The organism is Trinickia caryophylli (assembly GCF_034424545.1).
Taxonomy (GTDB): Bacteria; Pseudomonadota; Gammaproteobacteria; order Burkholderiales; family Burkholderiaceae; genus Trinickia; species Trinickia caryophylli.
The window spans coordinates 503,937-524,268 of record NZ_CP139971.1; the positions used below are offsets into that span (position 1 = coordinate 503,937).

At 65.9% G+C, this 20,332-nt stretch carries 17 protein-coding genes; 12 read left to right on the forward strand and 5 right to left on the reverse strand.

Annotated elements, in window-relative coordinates; translation table 11 throughout:
• Positions 1-58: 58 nt before the first annotated feature.
• Positions 59-208: a hypothetical protein gene (locus U0034_RS21515; protein WP_158243489.1), complete on the reverse strand. Its 150-nt coding sequence runs from the start codon at positions 206-208 to the stop codon at positions 59-61.
• A 315-nt stretch (positions 209-523) separates the two neighbouring features.
• Here U0034_RS21515 and U0034_RS21520 point away from each other — a divergent pair, with 315 nt between their 5' ends.
• Positions 524-1,252: a FadR/GntR family transcriptional regulator gene (locus U0034_RS21520; RefSeq protein WP_085224961.1), complete on the forward strand. Its 729-nt coding sequence runs from the start codon at positions 524-526 to the stop codon at positions 1,250-1,252.
• A 125-nt stretch (positions 1,253-1,377) separates the two neighbouring features.
• On the opposite strand, the gene U0034_RS21525 is transcribed toward U0034_RS21520, so the two are convergent.
• The gene (locus U0034_RS21525) at positions 1,378-3,120 is read right to left on the reverse strand and encodes an IlvD/Edd family dehydratase (protein WP_085224959.1); all 1,743 of its coding nucleotides are present in this window, start codon (positions 3,118-3,120) and stop codon (positions 1,378-1,380) included.
• A 324-nt stretch (positions 3,121-3,444) separates the two neighbouring features.
• Here U0034_RS21525 and U0034_RS21530 point away from each other — a divergent pair, with 324 nt between their 5' ends.
• The 9 genes from U0034_RS21530 to araH all read left to right on the forward strand — a co-directional run bounded on the left by U0034_RS21530 (position 3,445) and on the right by araH (position 13,785).
• Complete coding sequence (locus U0034_RS21530) at positions 3,445-4,410, forward strand: ABC transporter substrate-binding protein (protein WP_085224957.1); 966 nt, start codon at positions 3,445-3,447, stop codon at positions 4,408-4,410.
• A gap of 51 nt (positions 4,411-4,461) precedes the next feature.
• Positions 4,462-5,994, forward strand: coding sequence for a sugar ABC transporter ATP-binding protein (locus U0034_RS21535; RefSeq protein WP_085224955.1), 1,533 nt, complete (start codon positions 4,462-4,464; stop codon positions 5,992-5,994).
• On the forward strand, positions 5,991-7,040 hold the full coding sequence (locus U0034_RS21540) for an ABC transporter permease (RefSeq protein WP_085224953.1): 1,050 nt from the start codon (positions 5,991-5,993) through the stop codon (positions 7,038-7,040). Before U0034_RS21535 ends, U0034_RS21540 begins: the two co-directional genes overlap by 4 nt.
• A complete protein-coding gene (yjfF, locus tag U0034_RS21545; protein WP_085224951.1) occupies positions 7,037-8,137 on the forward strand; it encodes a galactofuranose ABC transporter, permease protein YjfF in 1,101 nt (366 codons plus the stop codon). The genes U0034_RS21540 and yjfF overlap by 4 nt, the downstream gene beginning before the upstream one ends.
• Before the next feature lie 24 nt (positions 8,138-8,161).
• Positions 8,162-9,088, forward strand: coding sequence for a dihydrodipicolinate synthase family protein (locus U0034_RS21550; protein ID WP_085224949.1), 927 nt, complete (start codon positions 8,162-8,164; stop codon positions 9,086-9,088).
• A 14-nt stretch (positions 9,089-9,102) separates the two neighbouring features.
• Complete coding sequence (locus U0034_RS21555; protein WP_085224947.1) at positions 9,103-10,032, forward strand: Gfo/Idh/MocA family protein; 930 nt, start codon at positions 9,103-9,105, stop codon at positions 10,030-10,032.
• A gap of 111 nt (positions 10,033-10,143) precedes the next feature.
• Complete coding sequence (locus tag U0034_RS21560; RefSeq protein ID WP_085224945.1) at positions 10,144-11,148, forward strand: arabinose ABC transporter substrate-binding protein; 1,005 nt, start codon at positions 10,144-10,146, stop codon at positions 11,146-11,148.
• A 4-nt stretch (positions 11,149-11,152) separates the two neighbouring features.
• Entirely contained in the window at positions 11,153-12,703 is a 1,551-nt protein-coding gene (gene araG, locus U0034_RS21565) for an L-arabinose ABC transporter ATP-binding protein AraG (protein WP_085224943.1), read from the forward strand.
• Between the two features lie 56 nt (positions 12,704-12,759).
• Complete coding sequence (gene araH, locus U0034_RS21570) at positions 12,760-13,785, forward strand: L-arabinose ABC transporter permease AraH (RefSeq protein WP_085224941.1); 1,026 nt, start codon at positions 12,760-12,762, stop codon at positions 13,783-13,785.
• Positions 13,786-13,852: 67 nt separating this feature from the next.
• Here araH and U0034_RS21575 read toward each other — a convergent pair whose 3' ends face one another.
• Positions 13,853-14,425, reverse strand: a complete 573-nt coding sequence (locus U0034_RS21575; RefSeq protein ID WP_085224939.1) for a Spy/CpxP family protein refolding chaperone — start codon at positions 14,423-14,425, stop codon at positions 13,853-13,855.
• Between the two features lie 331 nt (positions 14,426-14,756).
• On the opposite strand from U0034_RS21575, the gene U0034_RS21580 reads away from it, so the two are divergent.
• Complete coding sequence (locus U0034_RS21580; protein WP_085224937.1) at positions 14,757-16,829, forward strand: NAD(+) synthase; 2,073 nt, start codon at positions 14,757-14,759, stop codon at positions 16,827-16,829.
• 67 nt (positions 16,830-16,896) lie between these two features.
• Positions 16,897-17,889: a ribose-phosphate diphosphokinase gene (locus U0034_RS21585; RefSeq protein ID WP_085224935.1), complete on the forward strand. Its 993-nt coding sequence runs from the start codon at positions 16,897-16,899 to the stop codon at positions 17,887-17,889.
• On the opposite strand, the gene U0034_RS21590 is transcribed toward U0034_RS21585, so the two are convergent.
• Entirely contained in the window at positions 17,850-18,923 is a 1,074-nt protein-coding gene (locus U0034_RS21590) for a hypothetical protein (protein ID WP_085224932.1), read from the reverse strand. The two genes, U0034_RS21585 and U0034_RS21590, sit on opposite strands and share 40 nt — an antisense overlap.
• A complete protein-coding gene (locus U0034_RS21595; protein WP_085224930.1) occupies positions 18,916-20,295 on the reverse strand; it encodes a nicotinate phosphoribosyltransferase in 1,380 nt (459 codons plus the stop codon). Before U0034_RS21595 ends, U0034_RS21590 begins: the two co-directional genes overlap by 8 nt.
• Positions 20,296-20,332: the final 37 nt, after the last annotated feature.

Here is a 20,332-nt window from a genome sequence, read left to right on the forward strand (position 1 = left end):
GTCACATCCGCCGACGCGCGACGACATGAGCGCCGCGGGTCGAGGTCGATCGCCGCCATCAATAGCCGCCGCTGCCGCTGCCTTTCGAGGTCGATGTGCCATACGACGGCGTGGATCCGTCCATGGTCGAGCATGCGCTGACCGAAAGCGATACCAGCGCGAGCGCCAGCACGGCGGCAAACGAGCAAAAAACACGGTGCAAGGTCATTTTCGTCTCCTGGATCGGGCGGCTGTGCGGGAGAAGCCACGCATCGCACCCGTTGCCTCGTTCGACTTAACGCCTGGCCGCCCCGCTTTATTCCGTCCACATCGATTTTTTTGCGTGGGCGCGTCGCCCGAAAACGCCGCGTCAATTTCCATGTGTCCGTATTGCCGCAAAGCGCATTTCCGTGTGCAAACAAGCCCCACCCCTATGCTATGCTGCGAACACCCCGCTGCACGAGCGCGCGTTCGAGCACCGCTCCCATTCCCCGCCCGCGCGAGGCCCGCATCGCGCGGTGACGCAGACCGCATTCAATACACCATGGACTATCGGCATCTCAAGAATCGCAAGAGCATGCACGCGCGGATCGTGCAAGAACTCGGCATCGAGATCGTCAGCGGCAAATTCGCGCCCGGCGAACGCCTGCCGCCCGAACCGAGCCTGTGCGAAGCCTATGGCGTGAGCCGCCCCGTGTTGCGCGAGGCAACGCGCGTACTCGTGGCAAAGGGGCTCGTCACCTCGAAGCCGCGCGTGGGCAGCGTCGTCAAGCCGCGCGAGGAATGGCACATGCTCGACCCCGACGTACTGTACTGGACGATCAGCAGTACGCCCGAGGGCGATTTCTTCCGCTCGTTGTTGACCGTGCGCCGGATCATCGAGCCCGCCGCGGCGGCGCTGGCCGCGACCGAGAGCACGGAAGAAGATCTGGCGCGCATCCGGCAGGCGTTCGCGCGCATGGAGCATGCATCGACGGCCGACGACCTGCTCGACCCGGACCTCGAATTTCATCGCGCCATCATGGCGGCAACCCACAACGACATGCTGGCCTTCATCGGCAACATGATGTCGCTCGCGTTGTCGGAATCGATCAAGCTGACGAGCCGCCACCCTAATACCCATGCGCTTTCGCTGCCGCGCCACCGGGCGATTCTCACCGCCATCGAAAGCCGCGATCCGCTCGGCGCCCGCCAGGCGAGCCTCGTCCAACTCGAACATGCGCAGGCCGATGCCGAGACGATTCTCGAAGTCGCCGCGCGCAAGGTACGCTGAGCGCGCATCCAGCGCATCCAGCGCATCCAGCGCAGGCACGCGAAACAAACGCCGCGGGCGGCGAGCGCGTTACACGCTCGCCGCCCGTCTCCGCTTCGGCTTGCTGTCCCGCTGTGTCTCGCGGATCAGTGCGAGTGCGGGGGCACCTCCGCGCCGCGGCAGCCGACGAGGAAGTCGAAATCGCATCCCTCGTCCGCCTGCAGCACGTGATCCACGTACAGATTGCGATAGCCGCTCGCATCCTTCGGCGATTGGCGAACGCCCTCCTTCCATTCGGCGAGGCGTGCGGTCATCTCCTCTTCGCCGATCTCGAGACGCAGGCTCCCCGCTTCGCAGTCGAGCGCGATCCAATCGCCGTTGCGCACGACCGCCAGCGGCCCGCCCGCACGCGCCTCGGGCGCAACATGCAGTACCACCGTGCCGTACGCCGTGCCGCTCATGCGCGCATCGGAGATCCGTACCATGTCGGTCACCCCTTGCGCGAGCAGCTTCGGAGGCAGGCCCATGTTGCCGACCTCGGCCATGCCGGGGTAGCCCTTCGGCCCGCAGTTCTTCATGACGAGAATCGAATCGGCCGTCACATCGAGGTCAGGATCCGCGATGCGTGCCTTGTAATCGTCGAAGTTTTCGAAGACGACCGCGCGCCCGCGGTGGCGCAGCAGCGATGCCGTTGCGGCCGAGGGCTTGAGCACGGCGCCGCGCGGCGCAAGATTGCCGCGTAGCACGCACAGGCCACCGTCGGCCACGAGCGGCGTATCGAGCGGGCGAATCACCTCGGCGTCGTAGATCGGCGCCTCCTTGCAGTTGTCCCACAGCGATTGGCCGTTGGCCGTGAGCGCGGCGGGATGCGGCAGCAGGTTCGCCTCGCCGAGCCGGCGCACGACGCCCGGCAGGCCGCCCGCATAGTAGAACTCCTCCATCAGAAAGCGCCCCGAGGGTTGCAGATCGACGATCGTAGGCGTGCCGCGGCCCACGCGCGTCCAGTCGTCGAGTTCGAGCGGTATGCCGATGCGCCCCGCGATCGCCTTCAAGTGAATGGCCGCGTTCGTCGAGCCACCAATGGCAGCGTTCACGCGAATCGCGTTTTCGAAGGCCTCGCGCGTCAGCAGCTTCGAAAGCCGCAGGTCCTGCTGGACCATCTCGACGATGCGCATGCCGGACAGGTGCGCGAGCACATAGCGGCGCGCATCGACGGCCGGAATCGCGGCATTGTGCGGAAGCGTCACGCCGAGCGCCTCCGCCATGCAGGCCATCGTCGATGCCGTACCCATGGTGTTGCACGTGCCGGCCGAGCGCGACATGCCGGCCTCGGCCGACATGAACTCGTGAATGGAGATCTTGCCGGCCTTCACCTGCTCGCTCAGTTGCCAGACAACTGTGCCCGAGCCAATGTCGCGGCCCTGATGCTTGCCGTTGAGCATCGGTCCGCCACTCACGAGGATGGCGGGCACGTCGCAGCTCGCCGCGCCCATCAGCAGCGCGGGGGTCGTCTTGTCACAGCCGGCCAGCAGCACCACCGCGTCGATCGGATTGCCGCGGATCGACTCTTCCACATCCATGCTCGCGAGGTTGCGCGTGAACATGGCCGTCGGCCGCAGATTCGATTCGCCGTTCGAGAAAACCGGGAATTCGACCGGAAAGCCCCCCGCTTCATATATGCCGCGCTTCACGTGCTCGGCGAGCTTGCGGAAGTGCGCGTTGCAGGGCGTGAGTTCCGACCACGTGTTGCAGATGCCGATGATGGGCTTGCCGTCGAACTCGTGGTCGGGAATGCCCTGGTTCTTCATCCAGCTGCGATACATGAAACCGTTCTTGTCGGCGGTGCCGAACCATTGGGCAGAACGGAGCTTGCGTGTCTTGTCGGTCATGTCGGTGTCTTTTCGTAGAAGCGTCGAAAATAGTCTTACTTTTTCAGCCCGAGCGTCGCTCAACCACTATTTGAGAAAGGCTAACTTTTGGTTGACGGGTCAGGCTCGTCAGCTTTCAATCTGCACGAGATTTCGCGGTAAATGCCTGCAAATCCCCGTATCGACCGCATAGAAATAGCATGACTATTAGATTCGGTGTGCTGGGGAAAACGCTAATCGCGGCGTCTTGTCGCCATGCCTATAGTTTGGCTATTTCCGAACGCAGCACCATGGCGGGGCGACCCGCGGCAACAACGACAAACCACGAGAAGACCGGAGACGAAGATGAGACGCACCGTACGCCAGGCAGTGAGTGCCCTGTTCGCAGTCACTCTTTTCTCGGCCGCTGCCGTCGGCCATGCAGAAGACAAGAAGATCACGCTGGGCTTTGCGCAGGTTGGCGCGGAAAGCGCCTGGCGCACCGCGAACACCGTATCGGTCAAGCAGGCCGCGAAAGATGCCGGAATCAACCTCAAGTTCTCCGATGCGCAGCAAAAGCAGGAGAACCAGATCAAGGCGATCCGCTCGTACATCGCGCAGAAGGTCGACGTGATCGCGTTCTCGCCCGTCGTGGAATCCGGCTGGGAGCCCGTGCTGCAGGAAGCGAAGCGCGCCCATATTCCCGTGGTGCTGACCGACCGCAACATCGACGTGAAGGACAAGGACCTCTACGTCACGATGATCGGCTCGGACTTTCTGGAAGAAGGCCGGCGCGCCGGCAAGTGGCTCGAGGAACGCTATAAGAACGATCAAGGCCCGATCAACATCGCGGAGCTGCAGGGAACGGTCGGCTCGGCGCCCGCCAACGATCGTCACTCCGGCCTGATGGAAGTGATCAAGAACGATCCGAAGTTCAAGATCATCGCCTCGCAAAGCGGCGACTTCACGCTCGCGGGTGGCAAGCAGGTCATGGAAGCGTTCGTGAAGACCTACGGCAAAAAGATCAATGTCGTGTATGCGCATAACGACGACATGGCGCTCGGCGCGATCCAGGCGATGGAAGAAGCGGGTATCAAGCCCGGCAAGGACGTGAGCGTGGTGTCGTTCGACGCGACGAAGGGCGGCTTCCAGGCGATGATGGCCGGCAAGATCAACGTCGACGTGGAGTGCTCGCCGCTGCTCGGGCCGCAGCTCATGTCCGCCGTGAAGGATATCGTTGCCGGCAAGCAACTGCCGAAGCGCATCGTCACCAACGAGACGGTGTTCCCGATGGAAACCGCGGCGCAGGTTTTCCCGCAGCGCAAGTACTGAGCCGCGCTTGTCTGACCATCGATCGACCGCGATTTGCCTGAACGAACGCCTATGACCGGTTCACTCGTACTCGAAACCGTCGGCCTCACCAAGTCGTTTCCCGGCGTCCATGCGCTGCGCGATGTCGGCCTGCGCCTGTTCGCCGGGGAAATCCATACGCTGATGGGGCAAAACGGCGCGGGCAAATCCACGCTCATCAACGTGCTGACGGGCGTGCACACGCACGATGCGGGAGAGATCCTCATCGACGGCAAGCCCGTCAGCTTCGCCGCACCGCTCGAAGCCGAGGCCGCCGGCATTCGCACGCTCTACCAGGAAGTCAATCTCTGCCCGAACCTCTCAGTCGCGGAGAACATCTTCGCGGGCCGGCAGCCCCGCCGCCGCGGCGCGATCGATTGGAAGGCGATCCGCAAAGGCGCGGAGTCCGCGCTGGCGGAACTGAATGTGTCGCTCGACGTGACGAAGTCGCTCGACACCTACTCCATCGCCGTGCAGCAGATGGTTGCCATCGCGCGCGCCGTCAGTGTCGAGGCGCGCGTGCTGATTCTCGACGAGCCGACCTCGAGCCTCGACGACAGCGAGGTGGCACGGCTCTTCGACGTATTGCGCAAGCTGAAGCGGTCGGGCATGGCGATTCTCTTCGTCACGCACTTTCTCGAGCAGACCTACGCCGTTTCCGACCGTATCACCGTCATGCGTAACGGCGAGCGCGAGGGCGAGTATCTCGCCAAGGATCTGCCCGTCGATACGCTCGTCGAAAAGATGGTCGGCGACGCGCGCATGGCCCAGCGTCAGGCCGGCGCCGACGACGCGCGCAACGTCCAGGCGGCCGTCGAGCCGGGCGCGGAGGGCGCGGCGCGCTTTCGCATGCAGGGCGTGGGGCGGCGCGGGCTGCTCTACCCCGTCGATCTTTCCATCGAGCCCGGCTCCATCGTGGGCCTCGCGGGCCTGCTCGGCTCCGGACGCACGGAAACGGCGCAACTGCTCTTCGGCGCGCAGCGCGCCGACACGGGCAGCATCACCGTCGACGGCAAGCCGGTGAAGCTGGGCTCGCCGCGCCATGCCGTACGCCACGGCATCGGCTATTGCCCCGAGGATCGCAAGAAGGAAGGCATCGTCGCGGCATTGTCGATACGCGAAAACATCGTCCTCGCGCTGCAGGCGCGCCGCGGCTGGTGGCGCCCGCTCGGGCGCGCACGCGAACGGCGCATCGCCAACGAATACATCAAGGCGCTCGGGATTCGCGCACGCGACGCCGAGCAGCCGATCGAACTGCTCTCCGGCGGTAATCAGCAAAAAGCGTTGCTCGCCCGCTGGCTCGCGATCGAACCGCGCATGCTGATCCTCGACGAGCCGACGCGCGGCATCGACGTGGCCGCCAAGTTCGACATCATGGACCGCGTGCTCGCGCTGTGTGCGAAAGGTCTCGGCATTTTGCTGATTTCGTCCGAACTCGGCGAAGTACTGCGCGTGAGCCATCGTGTGGCCGTGCTGCGCGATCGACGCAAAGTGGCCGAGCTCGCCGGCGACGGCCTCGACGAAGACCAGGTCTACAGGCTCATCGCCGGAGGCCAAGCCTCATGACACTCCTCACCCGCATCGTGCGTGCCGCCTCGCGGCATGCACTCGTCTGGCCTGCTCTCACGCTCGCGCTGCTCGTCGGGCTCGATGTCGCGCACCGGGCCGATTTCCTCGCGATCACGATGCTCGACGGGCATCTGTTCGGCGCCCCGATCGACATTCTCAATCGCGCCGCCCCGCTCGTTATCGTCTCGCTCGGCATGACGCTCGTGATCGCCACGCGCGGAGTCGATATCTCCGTGGGCACGGTGGTGGCCATTGCAGGCGCAACCGCCGCGACGCTGCTGGCGGACGATCCCGCCAACACGGGGCGGGCCGTTGCCGCCGCACTGGCCGTGGGCCTCGTGGCGGGCGCCTGGAACGGGTTGCTCGTCGCCTTCATCGGCATGCAGCCGATCATCGCCACGCTGATCCTCATGGTGGCGGGGCGCGGCGTCGCGCAACTGCTGACCGATGGGCAGATCATTCCGATCTCCGCGCCGAAGTACCTGGCGCTCGGCGGCGGCTACCTGGCCACCGTGCCGTGCTCGGTCTGGATCGCGCTGGCGGCGGTGATCGTCACGGCGCTGCTCGTCGATCGTACGGCGCTCGGGCTTTTCATCCGCGCGATCGGCATCAACCCCGTGGCGACGCGCCTCGTCGGGCTGCGTTCGAGCGCGATCGTGTTCGGCGTCTATGTCTGCTGCGGTCTGGCCGCCGCACTCGCCGGTGTCATCACGAGTTCGAACGTGCGCAGCGCCGACGGTAACAACGCGGGCCTGCTGCTGGAACTCGACGCGATTCTCGCCGTGACGCTCGGCGGCACTTCCCTTGCGGGCGGCCGTTTCTCGCTCGCGGGTACCGTGCTCGGCGCACTCATCATTCAGACGCTCACGTATACGACGTACTCGATCGGCGTGCCGCCGGAGGCGACGCTCGTCGTCAAGGCAATCGTCGTGCTCGTCGTGAGCATCGTTCAGTCGGCCACCGCGCGCGACGTGCTGACACGCGCCATCGCTCGAGCGCTGGCCGGCATGCGCGCCCCATCCGTCAACGAGGCAGCGAAATGAAGGCCGCCCTCTCGCGGCTTCTCGATCCGCGCACGCTGCCGATCGCCGTCACCGTCATCCTGTTCTGTGCGCTGTTCGGATTCGGCTCGGCGATGTACACGGGGTTCGGCTCCGTGCAGGTCCTGCTGAGCCTGCTCGTCGACAACGCCTTCTTGCTGATCGTGGCGATCGGCACCACGTTCGTCATCGTCTCCGGCGGGATCGATCTCTCGGTCGGCGCCGTCGTGGCATTCACGACGATCGTCTGCGCGATCTGCGCCGAACGGCTGCATTGGCCCGTGTGGGCCGTCGCTCCGTTCGTGCTCGCACTCGGGGCGGGCTACGGCGCGGCGATGGGTGCGCTGATCCATTTCTTCCGGCTGCAGCCGTTCATCGTTACGCTGGCGGGAATGTTTCTCGCGCGCGGCGCGTGCTTTCTGATCACGACGCAATCGATCCAGATTCAGGAGCCCTCGTTCCACGCGCTCGCGAGCTTTCATCTGTCCATCGGCAGCGGCGAGCTCAACGCCGGTGCGCTGATCGCACTCGCGATGCTTGCGGTGGCCCTCTATATCGCCCATTTCACGCGCTTCGGCCGCAACGTCTATGCGATCGGCGGCAACGAAAAATCGGCACTGCTGATGGGGCTGCCCGTCGCGCGCACGAAGATCGGCGTCTATGCATTCGGCGGGCTGTGCTCGGCGCTCGGCGGCCTCGTGTTCACGCTCTACGTGCTATCCGGCTATGGCCTGCAGGCACAGGGCATGGAGCTCGATGCGATCGCCGCGACCGTGATTGGCGGCACGCTGCTCACGGGCGGCGTGGGCTATGTGATTGGATCTGTGTTCGGCGTCGGCGTGCTCGGCACGATCCAGACGCTGATCACGTTCGACGGCACGCTCAGCTCATGGTGGACGCGCATCGTCATCGGCGCCCTGCTCTGCGCATTCTGTCTGCTTCAGCGCGTGATCGAGCGGCAGGCTGCGCGCCGAAAATCGAGCGGCTCCGGCTTCGGCGGACGCGCTCATACTCAAACCGAGCCGGGCGCAAGCGGTGAAAACGCGATGCCGCTCGGCCTGAGCGAGCGCGCGATCGACGCGCAGCCGCTCGCCCGATAGTGGATCTCAACGAGGAGTCGAATAGTGGTGAACCTTTCCCGTCCGTTCTCGGGCCTCTTTCCCGTCGCGCCCACGCCGTTCACCGAAACGGGTGACCTGGATCTCGACGGCCAGCGGCGCGTGATCGATTGCATGATCGACCAGGGCGTCGACGGCATCTGCATTCTCGCGAACTACTCGGAGCAATACGCACTCACGGACGCCGAGCGCGATACGCTCGTCGAGCTTTGTCTCACTCACACTGCCGGCCGCGTGCCCGTGATGGTGACGTGCAGCCACTTCAGCACGCGCATCGCGAGCGAGCGCGCCCGGCGTGCGGCCGCGGCCGGCGCGAGCATCGTCATGCTGATGCCGCCGTATCACGGTGCGACGATGCGCACCGACGAAGCCGGAATGTTCGAGCATTTCGCCCGCGTGGCGCAAGCGGCCGGCGTGCCCGTGATGATTCAGGACGCTCCGTTGTCGGGGGTCGCGCTGTCCGTGCCGTTCCTCGTGCGCGTGGCGCGCGAGCTTCCGCTCGTGCGTTACTTCAAGATCGAGGTGCCGCAGGCGGCCGCCAAGCTGCGCGCGCTGATCGCCGCCGGTGGCGACGTCATCGAAGGCCCCTTCGACGGCGAAGAAGCAATCACGCTCATGCCGGACCTCGATGCGGGCGCGACGGGCACGATGTCGAGCGCCTTGCTGCCCGACCTGATCCGCCCCGTGTTCGACGCGTTCCGTGCCGGCCGCCGGCAGGAAGCGCGCGAGGGCTATGCGCGCATCCTCCCGCTCGTCAACTACGAGAACCGCCAGTGCGGCTTGCGTGCCACGAAGACCGTGATGATGGAAGGCGGCGTCATCAAGAGCGACGCGGTGCGGCATCCGCTCGAGGCGCTCACGGGCGCTACGCGGGCGGAACTGCTCGAACTCGCGCGCGAAGCGAATCCGCTTGCGCTGCGCTGGGGCCGATAGGAGCGCGCACGGCCATGAGCAAGACAGTCAAACTGGGTCTCGTCGGCATCGGCAAAATCGCGCGCGACCAGCATTTGCCGGCCATCGCGGCCGATGCGGGCTTTGAGCTCGTTGCCTGCGCAAGCCGCAACGCCGAGGTCGAAGGCGTGCGCAACTACCCCAGCATCGAGGCGATGCTCGAGGCGGAGCCCACGCTCGACGCCATCTCGCTGTGCGCGCCGCCGCAAGTGCGTTTCGCGCAAGCGCGCGCGGCGCTGGCGGCCGGCAGGCACGTGATGCTCGAAAAGCCGCCCGGCGCGAGCCTGCACGAGGTCGAGGTCCTGCGCGAGATGGCGCAGCGTGCCGGCCTCTCGCTTTTCGCGAGCTGGCATTCGCGCCATGCGCCGGCGGTCGAGCCGGCGCGCGAATGGCTTGCCGCTCAAGCAATTCGTGCGGTCGAAGTGCGCTGGAAGGAAGACGTCCGCCGCTGGCATCCTGGCCAGAAATGGATCTGGCAGCCGGGCGGGCTCGGGGTGTTCGATCCGGGCATCAACGCGCTCTCGATCGTGACCCGCATCCTGCCGCGCGAAATCGTGCTGAGCGAGGCCACGCTGTCGGTGCCTGCGAACACGCATACGCCGATCGCCGCTTCGCTGGCGTTCGCCGATGAGCTGGGCGTGCCGGTGAAAGCCGAATTCGACTGGCGGCACGGCCCGCGCGAGCAATGGGAGATCGAGGTAACGACCGATGCCGGCACGCTGCTCATCGAACAAGGCGGCAAGGTCCTCACGATCGCCGGCTCGAGCGTGGAGGTCGGCCCCGAGCGCGAATACCCGTCGCTCTATGCGCACTGGCGGGACCTCATCGCGCGCGGCGAAGCCGATGTCGACGTGCGGCCCCTGCGTCATGTCGCCGATGCGTATCTGCTCGGCGCGCGCCGCGAGGTGGAAGCCTTCGTCGACTGAGGCAGCCGCGAAACATATCACGACCGGATCATGAAGCCGCTGCCAAGCGGCAGCCTTATCGATTTACCAACCACACCACCGGCCCGCCGGGCCGAAACCAAGGAGACATGTATGACCAGCAAGCTTCGCCGCCTTACGTTGTGCGCCGCATTGGCGGTGTCGTTCGCCGCGCCGTTCGCGATGCAAAGCGCGGTCAAGGCGGATGAGCCGCTCAAGATCGGCTTCCTCGTGAAGATGCCCGAGCAGGCATGGTTCATCAACGAGCAAAAGGCCGCCACGGCGCTCGGCAAGCAGGACGGCTTCTCGGTCGTGAACATCGGTACGCCCGACGGCGAGAAGGTGCTGGCCGCGATCGACAACCTCGGTGCGCAGGGCGCCAAGGGCTTCGTGATCTGCGCCCCCGACGTTCGCCTCGGACCGGCAATCAAGGCCCGTGCGAAGAAGTACGGCATGAAGTTCGTCACGGTCGACGATCAGCTCGTCGATTCGTCGGGCAAGCCGCTCGCGGATGTTCCGCACCTCGGCATGTCGGCCTTCAAGATCGGCAATCAGGTCGGCCAGGCGATCACCGACGAAATGAAAAAGCGTGGCTGGAAGCCCGAGGAAGTGGGTGCGGTGCGCATCACCGACTATGAACTGCCCACGGCCAAGCTCCGTACCGACGGCGCGACGCAGTCGCTGCTCGCCGGCGGCTTCAAGAAGGAGAACATCTTCGACGCACCGCAAAAGACGACCGACGACGAAGGCGGCTTCAATGCGGCCTCGCCCGTGCTGGCCAAGCACCCGAACATCAAGAAGTGGGTGATCTTCGCGCTGAACGAGGAATCGGTGCTGGGCGGCGTGCGTGCCACGGAGCAGTTGCACATTCCGTCGAAGGACGTGATCGGCGTGGGCATCAACGGCGCGGGCGAAGCGTTTGCCGAGTTCCAGAAGAAGGAGCCGACGGGCTTTTACGGCACGATCGCCGTGAGCTCGACGAACCACGGCAAGCAAAGCACGCAGAACCTCGTCGACTGGATCAAGGCGGGCAAGCAGCCGGCCGCCGATACGCAGACGACGGGCAAGCTGATGACGCGCGACAACTGGCAGGACGTGCGTAAGGAACTCGGGATTTAAAGGCATGCTCAACGCAAACGACCTCGCCGTGGCCGAAGGGCCCGGCGGGGCGCGCGCCCCCCAAGGCGACGCGCCCTACCTCGAACTCGACGGCATCACCGTGGCCTTTCCCGGCGTGCTCGCCCTCGACCGCGTATCGCTGAACGTGCGCGCGGGCGAAGTGCACGGGCTCATGGGCGAGAACGGCGCGGGTAAATCGACGCTGCTGAAAGTGCTGTCCGGCGTGAACGTGCCGCAGGCGGGCACGCTGCGCCTGGGCGGCGTCGAGCAACGGTTTGCGGGCACCAAGGCGGCCATCGACGCCGGCATCGCAATCATCTACCAGGAGCTGCATCTCGTCCCCGAGCTGACGGTGGCCGAAAACCTGATGCTCGGGCAACTGCCGAGCCGCGGCGGCGTGCTCGACGAGCGCACGCTCGTTGCGCGCGCAAGCGAAACGCTCGCGCAGCTCGGCGAGCGCATCGATCCGAACACGCCGGTGAAGGAGCTTTCGATCGGCCAGCGCCAGATGATCGAGATCGGCAAAGCGCTCATGCGCAATGCCCGTGTGATTGCCTTCGACGAACCAACGAGCTCGCTCTCGTCGCGCGAGACGACGCAGCTCTTCAAGATCATCAACGCGCTGCGCGCCGAAGGCCGCGCCATCGTCTACGTGACGCATCGTATGGACGAGGTGTACGAGCTGTGCGACCGCGTCACCGTCTTCCGCGACGGCCATTCGATCGAAACGTTCGAATCGATGGACGGCCTCGAGCGCGACCGGCTGATCAGCTGCATGGTCGGCCGCTCGATTCGCGACGTTTACGGTTATCGCCCACGCACGGCCGGCGACGTCCATATCGAAGCGAAGGGCCTCATGGGGCCGGGGCTCAGCGAGCCCGCCTCGTTCAGCGCCCGCCGCGGCGAGATAGTCGGCTTTTTCGGGCTTGTCGGCGCGGGGCGCTCCGAACTCATGAAGCTCGTCTGCGGTGCCGTGCGTCCGACCGAAGGTCACGTCGAGCTCGACGGACGCGCGGTCACGTTTTCGTCGCCGCGCGACGCCGTGCGAGCCGGCATCGCGCTGTGCCCCGAGGATCGCAAGCAGGACGGCATCGTTGCGATCGCCTCGGTGGCGGACAACCTCAACATCAGCGCGCGGCGGCATTTCAGCCCGGCGCGCTTCCTGCTCAACGAACGCCGCGAACGGGCGCTCACCGACGACTACATCGCCAAGCTCTCGATCAAGACGCGCAACGGCGACACGCCGATCGGCACGCTCTCGGGCGGCAATCAGCAAAAGGTGATCCTCTCGCGCTGGCTCGCCGAGAAAATCGAGGTGTTCGTGATGGACGAGCCCACTCGCGGCATCGACGTCGGCGCGCGCGCGCAGATCTACGAGCTGCTTTACGGCCTCGCCGAAAGCGGGCGCACCGTCCTGATGGTGTCGAGCGACCTCGCCGAAGTCATCGGCGTGGCCGACCGCATCGTCGTCATGAAGGAAGGCCGCCTGGTCGGCGATCTGCCGAAGGCGGACGCCACGCCCGATCAACTGATCAAACTCGCATTGCCGCAATAACGCTTGGAACCGGCGCGCCCGAGCGCTCTTCGGCGCGCCCTCGAACGAGAGACATCATGCAACAACCACCGAGCATTCGCCCCGCCGCCGAGCCGGCCCTTCCGCCCTCGTCCTCCGCGACGCAAGGTGCGCCCTCCGCCGCCTCCAGGCTTTGGCGCATCGCAAACAAGTCCGGCATCGTGATGGTCTTCGTGATCCTCTTCGCGGTGCTGGCGCTGACCGTGCCCGACTTCCTCACGAGCCGCAATATGCAGGGGCTCCTGCTGTCGGTCACGTTGATCGGCTCGATCGCCGTGACGATGATGTTCGTGCTCGCGCTCGGAGAGGTCGATCTCTCCGTGGCATCGATCGTCGCCTTCTCGGGTGTCGTCGCCTCGATGCTGATCACGGCCACCCATAATGTGCTGTTCGGCGTCGTGGCCGGCGTGGTGGCGGGCGGCGCCGTCGGCCTCGTGAACGGCGTGCTGATTGCGCGCTACAAGATCAATTCGCTGATCGTCACGCTCGCGATGATGGAAGTCGTGCGCGGCCTGGCGTTCATCGTTTCGAGCGGCGACGCCGTGATGATTTCCGAGGAGAGCTTCTTCGACCTTGGCGGCGGCTCGTTCCTCGGCATTTCGTATCCGATCTGGAGCAACATCGTCGGATTTATCGTCTTCGGCTTTCTGCTGAGGAAGACGGTGTTCGGCAAGAACGTGCTGGCCGTCGGCGGCAACGCCGAAGCGGCTTCGCTCGCGGGCCTGCCCGTCGTGCGCATCAAGGTTGCCGTGTTCGTGCTTCAAGGTCTCGTCACGGGCTTCGCGGGCGTCATGCTCGCCTCGCGCATGAGCCTCGGCGATCCGAAAACCTCGGTCGGCCTCGAACTCGGCGTGATCTCCGCCTGCGTGCTCGGCGGCGTGTCGCTGACGGGTGGCGTCGCCACCATCTCGGGCGTGCTCGTCGGCGTGCTGATCATGGGCTCGGTGCAAAACGCCATGAGTCTCATGAATGTGCCGACGTTCTATCAATACCTGATCCGCGGCGGCATTCTGCTGCTCGCCGTGCTGTTCGACCACGTCCGCCGCACGCGCCGCGTGCACTGAGGGCGGCGCACCCTCGAACGCGTCACGGACGGGCTGCTCGGCAGCCTCGTCCGCGCGCGGCCCGGCGTTACCAGCCGAACGCGTCGGCATCCCTCTCGTAGCTGCGCAGTTGTTCGCGCTGTTTGTCGGTCAACACGGCATCCATGCGCTTGCGGGCGTCCGCCGACGTGTCGAACATCTTCTGCCTCACGGCCGCGATGTCCTTGAACGCCGCATCGATCGCCGCATCGTCGCGCTTGGGCGCTTCGTACAGATCGCGCAGCTTCGCCTGCCGGTCCATCATTTCGCCCATCAGGGTCCAGTGCGCCTTGCGCGTCTCATCCGCAATGCGGTTGACCTTCGCCCGCTGGTCGTCGCTGAGCTGGAGCGCGCCGGCCCATCCGGGCGCGCCCATCATCATACCGGTGCCGTAACCGCGCCCGCGCATCATGCCGCGCCCGCCACCCATCATGCTCGGGCCCATCCCGTACCAACCGGCTCCGCCCATCATGCCCGGCCCCGGGCCGTAGCCCCCCGGACACGGCGCCACGCCGGCCGCCTGCGAAGCCGGCGCGGCGGCAGCGGCCCCACTCTGCACCGCACCGGCCAGTGCAAACACGACGGCAACGGCTGCCGTCGACGGCATTTTCGCGATACGCATTTCCACCTCCCGTTGTTCCCCACGAATACCGCATGCTCGAGCGCCATGCGACCTTCTATCCAATGTAGGCCGCCCTTGCGGACCACCGTTGACGCTCGTCAAAGCGGACGCAATCGTCCGGCAATGCGACAATCCGCGACAATCGGCGACAATTCACAGCCCAGCGGCGGGCAGCGTTGCCGCCGCGAGCACCGGCGCGGGCCGTGCGCCCGGGCTGCCGATCTGGTATATCTGGTAGGAATACGGGATCGACGCCGCCGGCTGCTCGGCGGAGCAAGCGCCGCCGCCGCTGCCGTTCGCCGCCTGATCGGATCAGAGGAACTTCTTTGTCATGACAGCCGTACCGGTCTTCTTCAACCTTTATCGCCACAATTTCGCGCGCGTGGCCGTTGCCGTGCCGAAAGTCCGCGTGGCCGACCCTGCGTTCAACGCCCGGGAGACGATCGCGCTCATGCGCGAAGCCGACACGAGGCATGCGCTGGTCACGCTTTTTCCTGAACTCGGCCTGTCGGCCTACGCCTGCGACGACCTCTTCCAGCAGCGCGCGTTGCTCGATGGCTGCCTGGCGGCGTTGGCCGAAATCGTCGATGCGTCGCGTTCGCTGTCCACCATCGCGCTCGTCGGCCTGCCGCTGTCGCTCGATGGGCTGCTCTTCAATTGCGCGGCCGTCGTGCACCGCGGCCGGATACTCGGTCTCGTACCGAAGAGCTATCTGCCGAACTACCGCGAGTTCTACGAGGCCCGTCAGTTCTCGCCGGCCTGCTACCTGAAGCGCGACAGCGTCGACCTGCTGGGTCAAACGGCCGTGCCGTGCTCGACCGAGCTTCTCTTTCGCGTCGAAGGCCAGCCGCTTTTCACGTTTCACGTCGAGATCTGCGAAGACCTCTGGGTGCCGATTCCACCGTCGTCCTTCGGCGCGCTCGCCGGTGCCACGGTGCTCCTCAATCTCTCCGCTTCGAACGTGACCGTCGGCAAGGCCGATTACCGCCGGCTGCTCGCGAGCGCCCAGTCGTCGCGCTGCCTCGCCGCCTACGCCTACAGCGCGGCCGGGTACGGCGAATCGACGACCGATCTCGCGTGGGACGGTCACGGGATGATTTACGAGAATGGCAATGCGCTCGCCGAGACGCAGCGGTTCGCCGACGCGTCGCAGCTTATCTGCGCCGATCTTGATCTGGACCGGCTCGCCGACGAGCGCATGCGTCAGACGACGTTCGGCGATACGGCGTTTCAGCACGCCGAGGCGTGCGCGCGGTATCGGACGATCGACGTGCCGGCCACGGTGCCGTGCGATATCGCGTTGCCGCTCGAGCGCAGCTACGAGCGCTTCCCGTATGTACCGGCCGATCCGAAACGGCGCGGCGAGCGGTGCCGGGAAATCTACGACATCCAGGTACAAGGGCTCGTCACCCGGATGCGCTCGGCGCGGGCCAACAGGCTCGTGATCGGTGTTTCGGGGGGACTCGATTCCACGCTGGCGCTGCTCGTCTGCGTACGTGCCGTCGACATGCTGAAGCTGCCGCGCGACGCGGTCGTCGCCTGCATCATGCCCGGCTTCGGCACCGGCGAGCGCACGCTCGATCAGGCGCGCCGCCTCGTTTCGTCGCTCGGTTGCCGAACGCACGAAATCGACATTCGCCCAAGCTGCATGCAGATGATGCGCGACATCGGGCACCCGTTCGCGCAGGGCGAGCCCGTGCACGACGTCACATTCGAGAACGTACAGGCCGGCGAACGCACGAGCCATCTGTTCCGCATGGCCAACATGGTCGGCGGGCTCGTGGTCGGCACCGGCGACTTGAGCGAGTTGGCGCTCGGATGGTGCACTTATGGCGTGGGCGACCACATGTCCCACTACAGCGTCAACGCCAGCGTTCCAAAGACGCTCATCCAATATCTGATTCGCTGGACCGCCGACGAAGGCTCGCTCGGCCAGCACGCGGCCGCGGTACTGCGCGACGTGCTGGAGACCGACATCAGCCCCGAACTGATTCCGCCAGGCGAAGACGGCGCGATGCAACTGACCGAAGCCGCGGTCGGCCCCTACGAACTGCAGGACTTCAACCTCTACTACCTGCTGCGCTTCGGTTACCGGCCATCGAAGGTCGCCTTTCTCGCCTGGAGTGCGTGGCACGACCGTGCCCGCGGCCCATGGCCCGACTTGCCGGACGAGAAGCGGCACGCTTACGGGATCGCCGAGATCAAGCGCTGGCTCGCCGTGTTCCTGCGGCGCTTCTTCGAGCAGCAGCAATTCAAGCGGAGCTGCCTGCCCAACGCGCCGAAGGTCGGCTCGGGCGGCTCGCTTTCGCCGCGCGGCGACTATCGTGCGCCGAGCGACGCGAGCGCCGCCGTCTGGCTCGCCGATCTCGAGTCGGTGCCCGAACACGATACGGAGGCACCGTGAATCTGCCGTGCGTCATGCGCAGTGCCGCCGGAGATCCGGCACGCTCACGCTTCGAACGGACGCTGCCATGACAGCACCGGCCGCCGATCCGCTGCTCTTCGCACTTGCCGCCACGCGCTCATTCGGGGAATCGGTGAGCCACCGCCTGGGCACCCCGCTCGCGCCGCTCGAGGCGCGAGCATTCGAAGACGGCGAGCATAAAACACGGCCGCTCACCAATGTGCGCGGCCGCGACGTCTTCGTCATTCAGTCGCTCTACACGGACGAGCGCGAGAGCGTGAACGACAAGCTCTGCGAACTGCTCTTTTTCATCGGCGCATTGAAGGACGCTTCCGCGGCATCCGTCACGGCGGTGGTGCCTTATCTGGCCTACGCACGCAAGGACCGTAAATCGCAGTCACGCGATCCGGTGACCACGCGCTACGTTGCCGGACTGTTCGAAGCGGTGGGCACCGATCGCATCGTGACGATCGACGTTCACAACCTCGCCGCCTATCAGAACGCATTTCGCTGCCGGACCGATCACCTCGAAGCCAATCCGCTCTTCGTCGAGCACTTTCTGCCGATCGTCGACGATGACGAAGTCGTCGTCGTCTCGCCCGACGCGGGCGGTATCAAGCGTGCGGAGGCATTCCGGCAGCGTCTGACGCGCGCGCTCGGGCGTCCCGTCGCAGCCGCTTTTGCGGAGAAACATCGCAGCGCCGGCGTGGTAACCGGCGAGCTCATCGTCGGCGACGTCGCAAACCGGCGCGCCATCGTCATCGACGACATGATCAGTACCGGTACGACGATCGCCCGTACGGTCAAGGCCTGCCGCTCGCTGGGCGCGCGCGAGGTCTACGCGGTTGCCACACACGGCCTCTTCGTGGGCGATGCAGCCTCCATTCTCGCCGACGACGCGCTGACGCAAATCGTCGTGACCGACAGCGTGCCCCCGTCGCGGCTGCCGGCGGGCAAGGTGCGCGACAAGCTCGCGGTGCTCGACAGTTCAGGGCTTTTCGCCGCGGCCATTCGCTGCATTCACTCGGGCGAGTCTATCGCCGCGCTGCTCGACACCTGATGGCCGGCACGCCAGCCATCGCGGCATCGCTCGATATGATGGCCTGCCAGCCTCAGGTAATGGCGGGCCATGATCGTCCATTTCGGTGACTGGCGATAAGCGCGTTCGCGCAGGTGCCACGCCGCCATCTTCGCGCGCACGAGTGCGCGGTAGCTTTGATAAAAGTGGACGAGCGGTTCGCAGCCGCGCTCGTGCCTGTCGTGCACGTACGCGGACAGCAGCGCATCGGCAAAGTCGGCGCGGCCGAGACGTTCGCACTCCAGCGCGAGAAACGCAATCTCGTCGATCGTATCGAGCGTGCGGAGCATCGCCGAAAACTCGAGACAGTCGATGACGGGGATGCCCGGCTCGAGGCACACGTGCTCGGGCCGCAGATCGCCGTGCCCTTCGACAATGCGGCCCTCGTGCACGCGCCGGTCGAAATGGCCCGCGCCCCACTCGAGCATGTCGTGCTGCGCGTGGCAGATCGCACGCACGTCCCCGTCGGGCAGGCCGAAGGCCGGATCGCAAAGCGCCCGCTCGTTTTCGAGGATCCCCGCGGCCAAGCGGCGCCGGTAGGCATGTGCCGTCACCGGTGCGGGCGGCAACGCGTGGTGAAAGGCGGCAATACGCGCGGCACTGCGCTCGGCATCGGCCGCAGTCGCCGTGCCGTCGAGCAAGGCGCGATCGAGCATGCGGTCGGCCGGCAAGCGGCGCATCCGCACGAGCCAGTCGACGACTTCCCCGTCGCCATCGATGATCAGACGCCCCGTCGCGTCGGTCGCCAGCGGCAGCACGCCCAGGTATACCGATTCCGCGAGACGCCGATTGAGCCGCAGTTCCTCCTCGCAGAATCGCCGCCGCGCCGCGAGCGTGCTGAAGTCGAGATACTCGTACCGCACGGGCTTCTTCAGTTTGTAAGCATGCTGCTCGGTCAGAAAGACCCACGACATATGCGTTTCGATGACGGACACGGCCGCCGTCGCCTCGGGGTACGCCGCGGGGTCGCGCAGCGCGGCAACCTTGGTTTGCACCGGCAGCAACGGCTCACCCATGATCTGTTCCGTGTGCGCGGGACGCCGATCGTTCCGCCTCCCGCGTATCGAGCTGCGCGGCGAGTTGCCGGATCGCGTCGGAAACGGCGACCGGGTACGGCTCGTCGATGTCGAGCGTACGCTGCGCGGGCGGCAGCGCACGCAACGCTGTTCGGGCCCGCTTGCGGCTCGCTTCCAACGCGGGAAGCGCCGCACAACGCACGCCGCCGCGCATGGCCGGCTCGATGAGCGGCTCCCCACCGCGGCGTTCGCCCTCGAGCGTCAGCCAATCCCCACCCATGACGCCATTGGCCGCGATGTGCCGATACACCGATTTGCGGCCCGGCCACGTCGCCTTGCCCTCCGAGCGCTTGCGGCGCGGCGCATGAGCGTATTCGACGAGTTTGTACGCGCAATCGAGATACGGCGCGTCGGCCGAGGTGTTCATACGCGTGCCGACGCCAAAGCCATCGATCGGCGCATCCGCCGCGGTCAGCTCGCGCAGCCGGTACTCGTCGAGATTGCCGCTCGCGAAGATCGTGACATGCGAGAGTCCGCCGCCGTCTAGGATGGCACGCACACGCCGCGCGTGCTCGGCCAGGTCCCCGCTGTCGATGCGCACCGCCTGAATGGCGATGCCCTCGCTCGCGAGCCGGCCCGCGAGCGCGATGAGCTTGCGCGCAGCGGATTCCGTATCGTAAGTGTCGATCAGCAGCGTCGCATTGTGCGGCTGCGATCGGGCGAAGCGTTCGAATGCCGTGGCCTCGTCGCCGCACGCCTGCACGAACGAATGCGCCATCGTGCCGTAGGTCGGTATGCCGAACGCGATGCCGGCCGCGAGGGTGGCGGTGCCGGAAAATCCAGCCAGATAGCTCGCGCGTGCGGACAGCATCGCCGCCTCGGCACCATGTGCGCGCCTCAGGCCGAAATCGACGAGCAATCTGTCGGGCGCGGCAAGAACGATGCGTGCCGCTTTGCTCGCCACCACCGTTTGATAGTGCAGCAGATTGATCACGCGGCTTTCGACGAACTGCGCTTCGCGGATCGGAGCGGTCACGCGAAGGATAGGTTCATCCGGAAAAAACACCGTCCCTTCGGGCATGGCGTCGACGTCGCCCGTAAACCGCAGGCCTTCGAGAGATTTCACGAACGCGGGCGTGAACCGCCCCGTGGCCGCGATGAGCGTCAAATCGTCCTCGGACAGACGCAGCCCCTCGAGGTATTCGAGCACCTGCTCGAGCCCGGCAGCAAGCAGGAAGTTGCGTTCGCGCGGCAACGCCCGCACGAAGAACTCGAACGTGGCCGTGTCGTTCATGCCGGCGTCGAAGTACGCCTGCAGCATCGTCAGTTCGTAGAGATCGGTAAGCAGCGGGCTGCCGCCTGAAATGTTCATGGCGCCGCCTCTGTCGCGCGCGTTTTCGCTGCGCGGC

Coding starts and splice junctions, on each gene's coding strand:
- U0034_RS21525 (WP_085224959.1), bottom strand. CDS start 3,120: ATGACCGACAAGACACGCAAGCTCCGTTCTGCCCAATGGTTCGGCACC.
- U0034_RS21555 (WP_085224947.1), top strand. CDS start 9,103: ATGAGCAAGACAGTCAAACTGGGTCTCGTCGGCATCGGCAAAATCGCG.
- U0034_RS21595 (WP_085224930.1), bottom strand. CDS start 20,295: ATGAACATTTCAGGCGGCAGCCCGCTGCTTACCGATCTCTACGAACTG.
- araH (WP_085224941.1), top strand. CDS start 12,760: ATGCAACAACCACCGAGCATTCGCCCCGCCGCCGAGCCGGCCCTTCCG.
- U0034_RS21575 (WP_085224939.1), bottom strand. CDS start 14,425: ATGCGTATCGCGAAAATGCCGTCGACGGCAGCCGTTGCCGTCGTGTTT.
- U0034_RS21530 (WP_085224957.1), top strand. CDS start 3,445: ATGAGACGCACCGTACGCCAGGCAGTGAGTGCCCTGTTCGCAGTCACT.
- U0034_RS21535 (WP_085224955.1), top strand. CDS start 4,462: ATGACCGGTTCACTCGTACTCGAAACCGTCGGCCTCACCAAGTCGTTT.
- U0034_RS21590 (WP_085224932.1), bottom strand. CDS start 18,923: ATGGGTGAGCCGTTGCTGCCGGTGCAAACCAAGGTTGCCGCGCTGCGC.
- U0034_RS21560 (WP_085224945.1), top strand. CDS start 10,144: ATGACCAGCAAGCTTCGCCGCCTTACGTTGTGCGCCGCATTGGCGGTG.
- U0034_RS21580 (WP_085224937.1), top strand. CDS start 14,757: ATGACAGCCGTACCGGTCTTCTTCAACCTTTATCGCCACAATTTCGCG.
- U0034_RS21585 (WP_085224935.1), top strand. CDS start 16,897: ATGACAGCACCGGCCGCCGATCCGCTGCTCTTCGCACTTGCCGCCACG.
- araG (WP_085224943.1), top strand. CDS start 11,153: ATGCTCAACGCAAACGACCTCGCCGTGGCCGAAGGGCCCGGCGGGGCG.
- U0034_RS21540 (WP_085224953.1), top strand. CDS start 5,991: ATGACACTCCTCACCCGCATCGTGCGTGCCGCCTCGCGGCATGCACTC.
- U0034_RS21520 (WP_085224961.1), top strand. CDS start 524: ATGGACTATCGGCATCTCAAGAATCGCAAGAGCATGCACGCGCGGATC.
- U0034_RS21515 (WP_158243489.1), bottom strand. CDS start 208: ATGACCTTGCACCGTGTTTTTTGCTCGTTTGCCGCCGTGCTGGCGCTC.
- yjfF (WP_085224951.1), top strand. CDS start 7,037: ATGAAGGCCGCCCTCTCGCGGCTTCTCGATCCGCGCACGCTGCCGATC.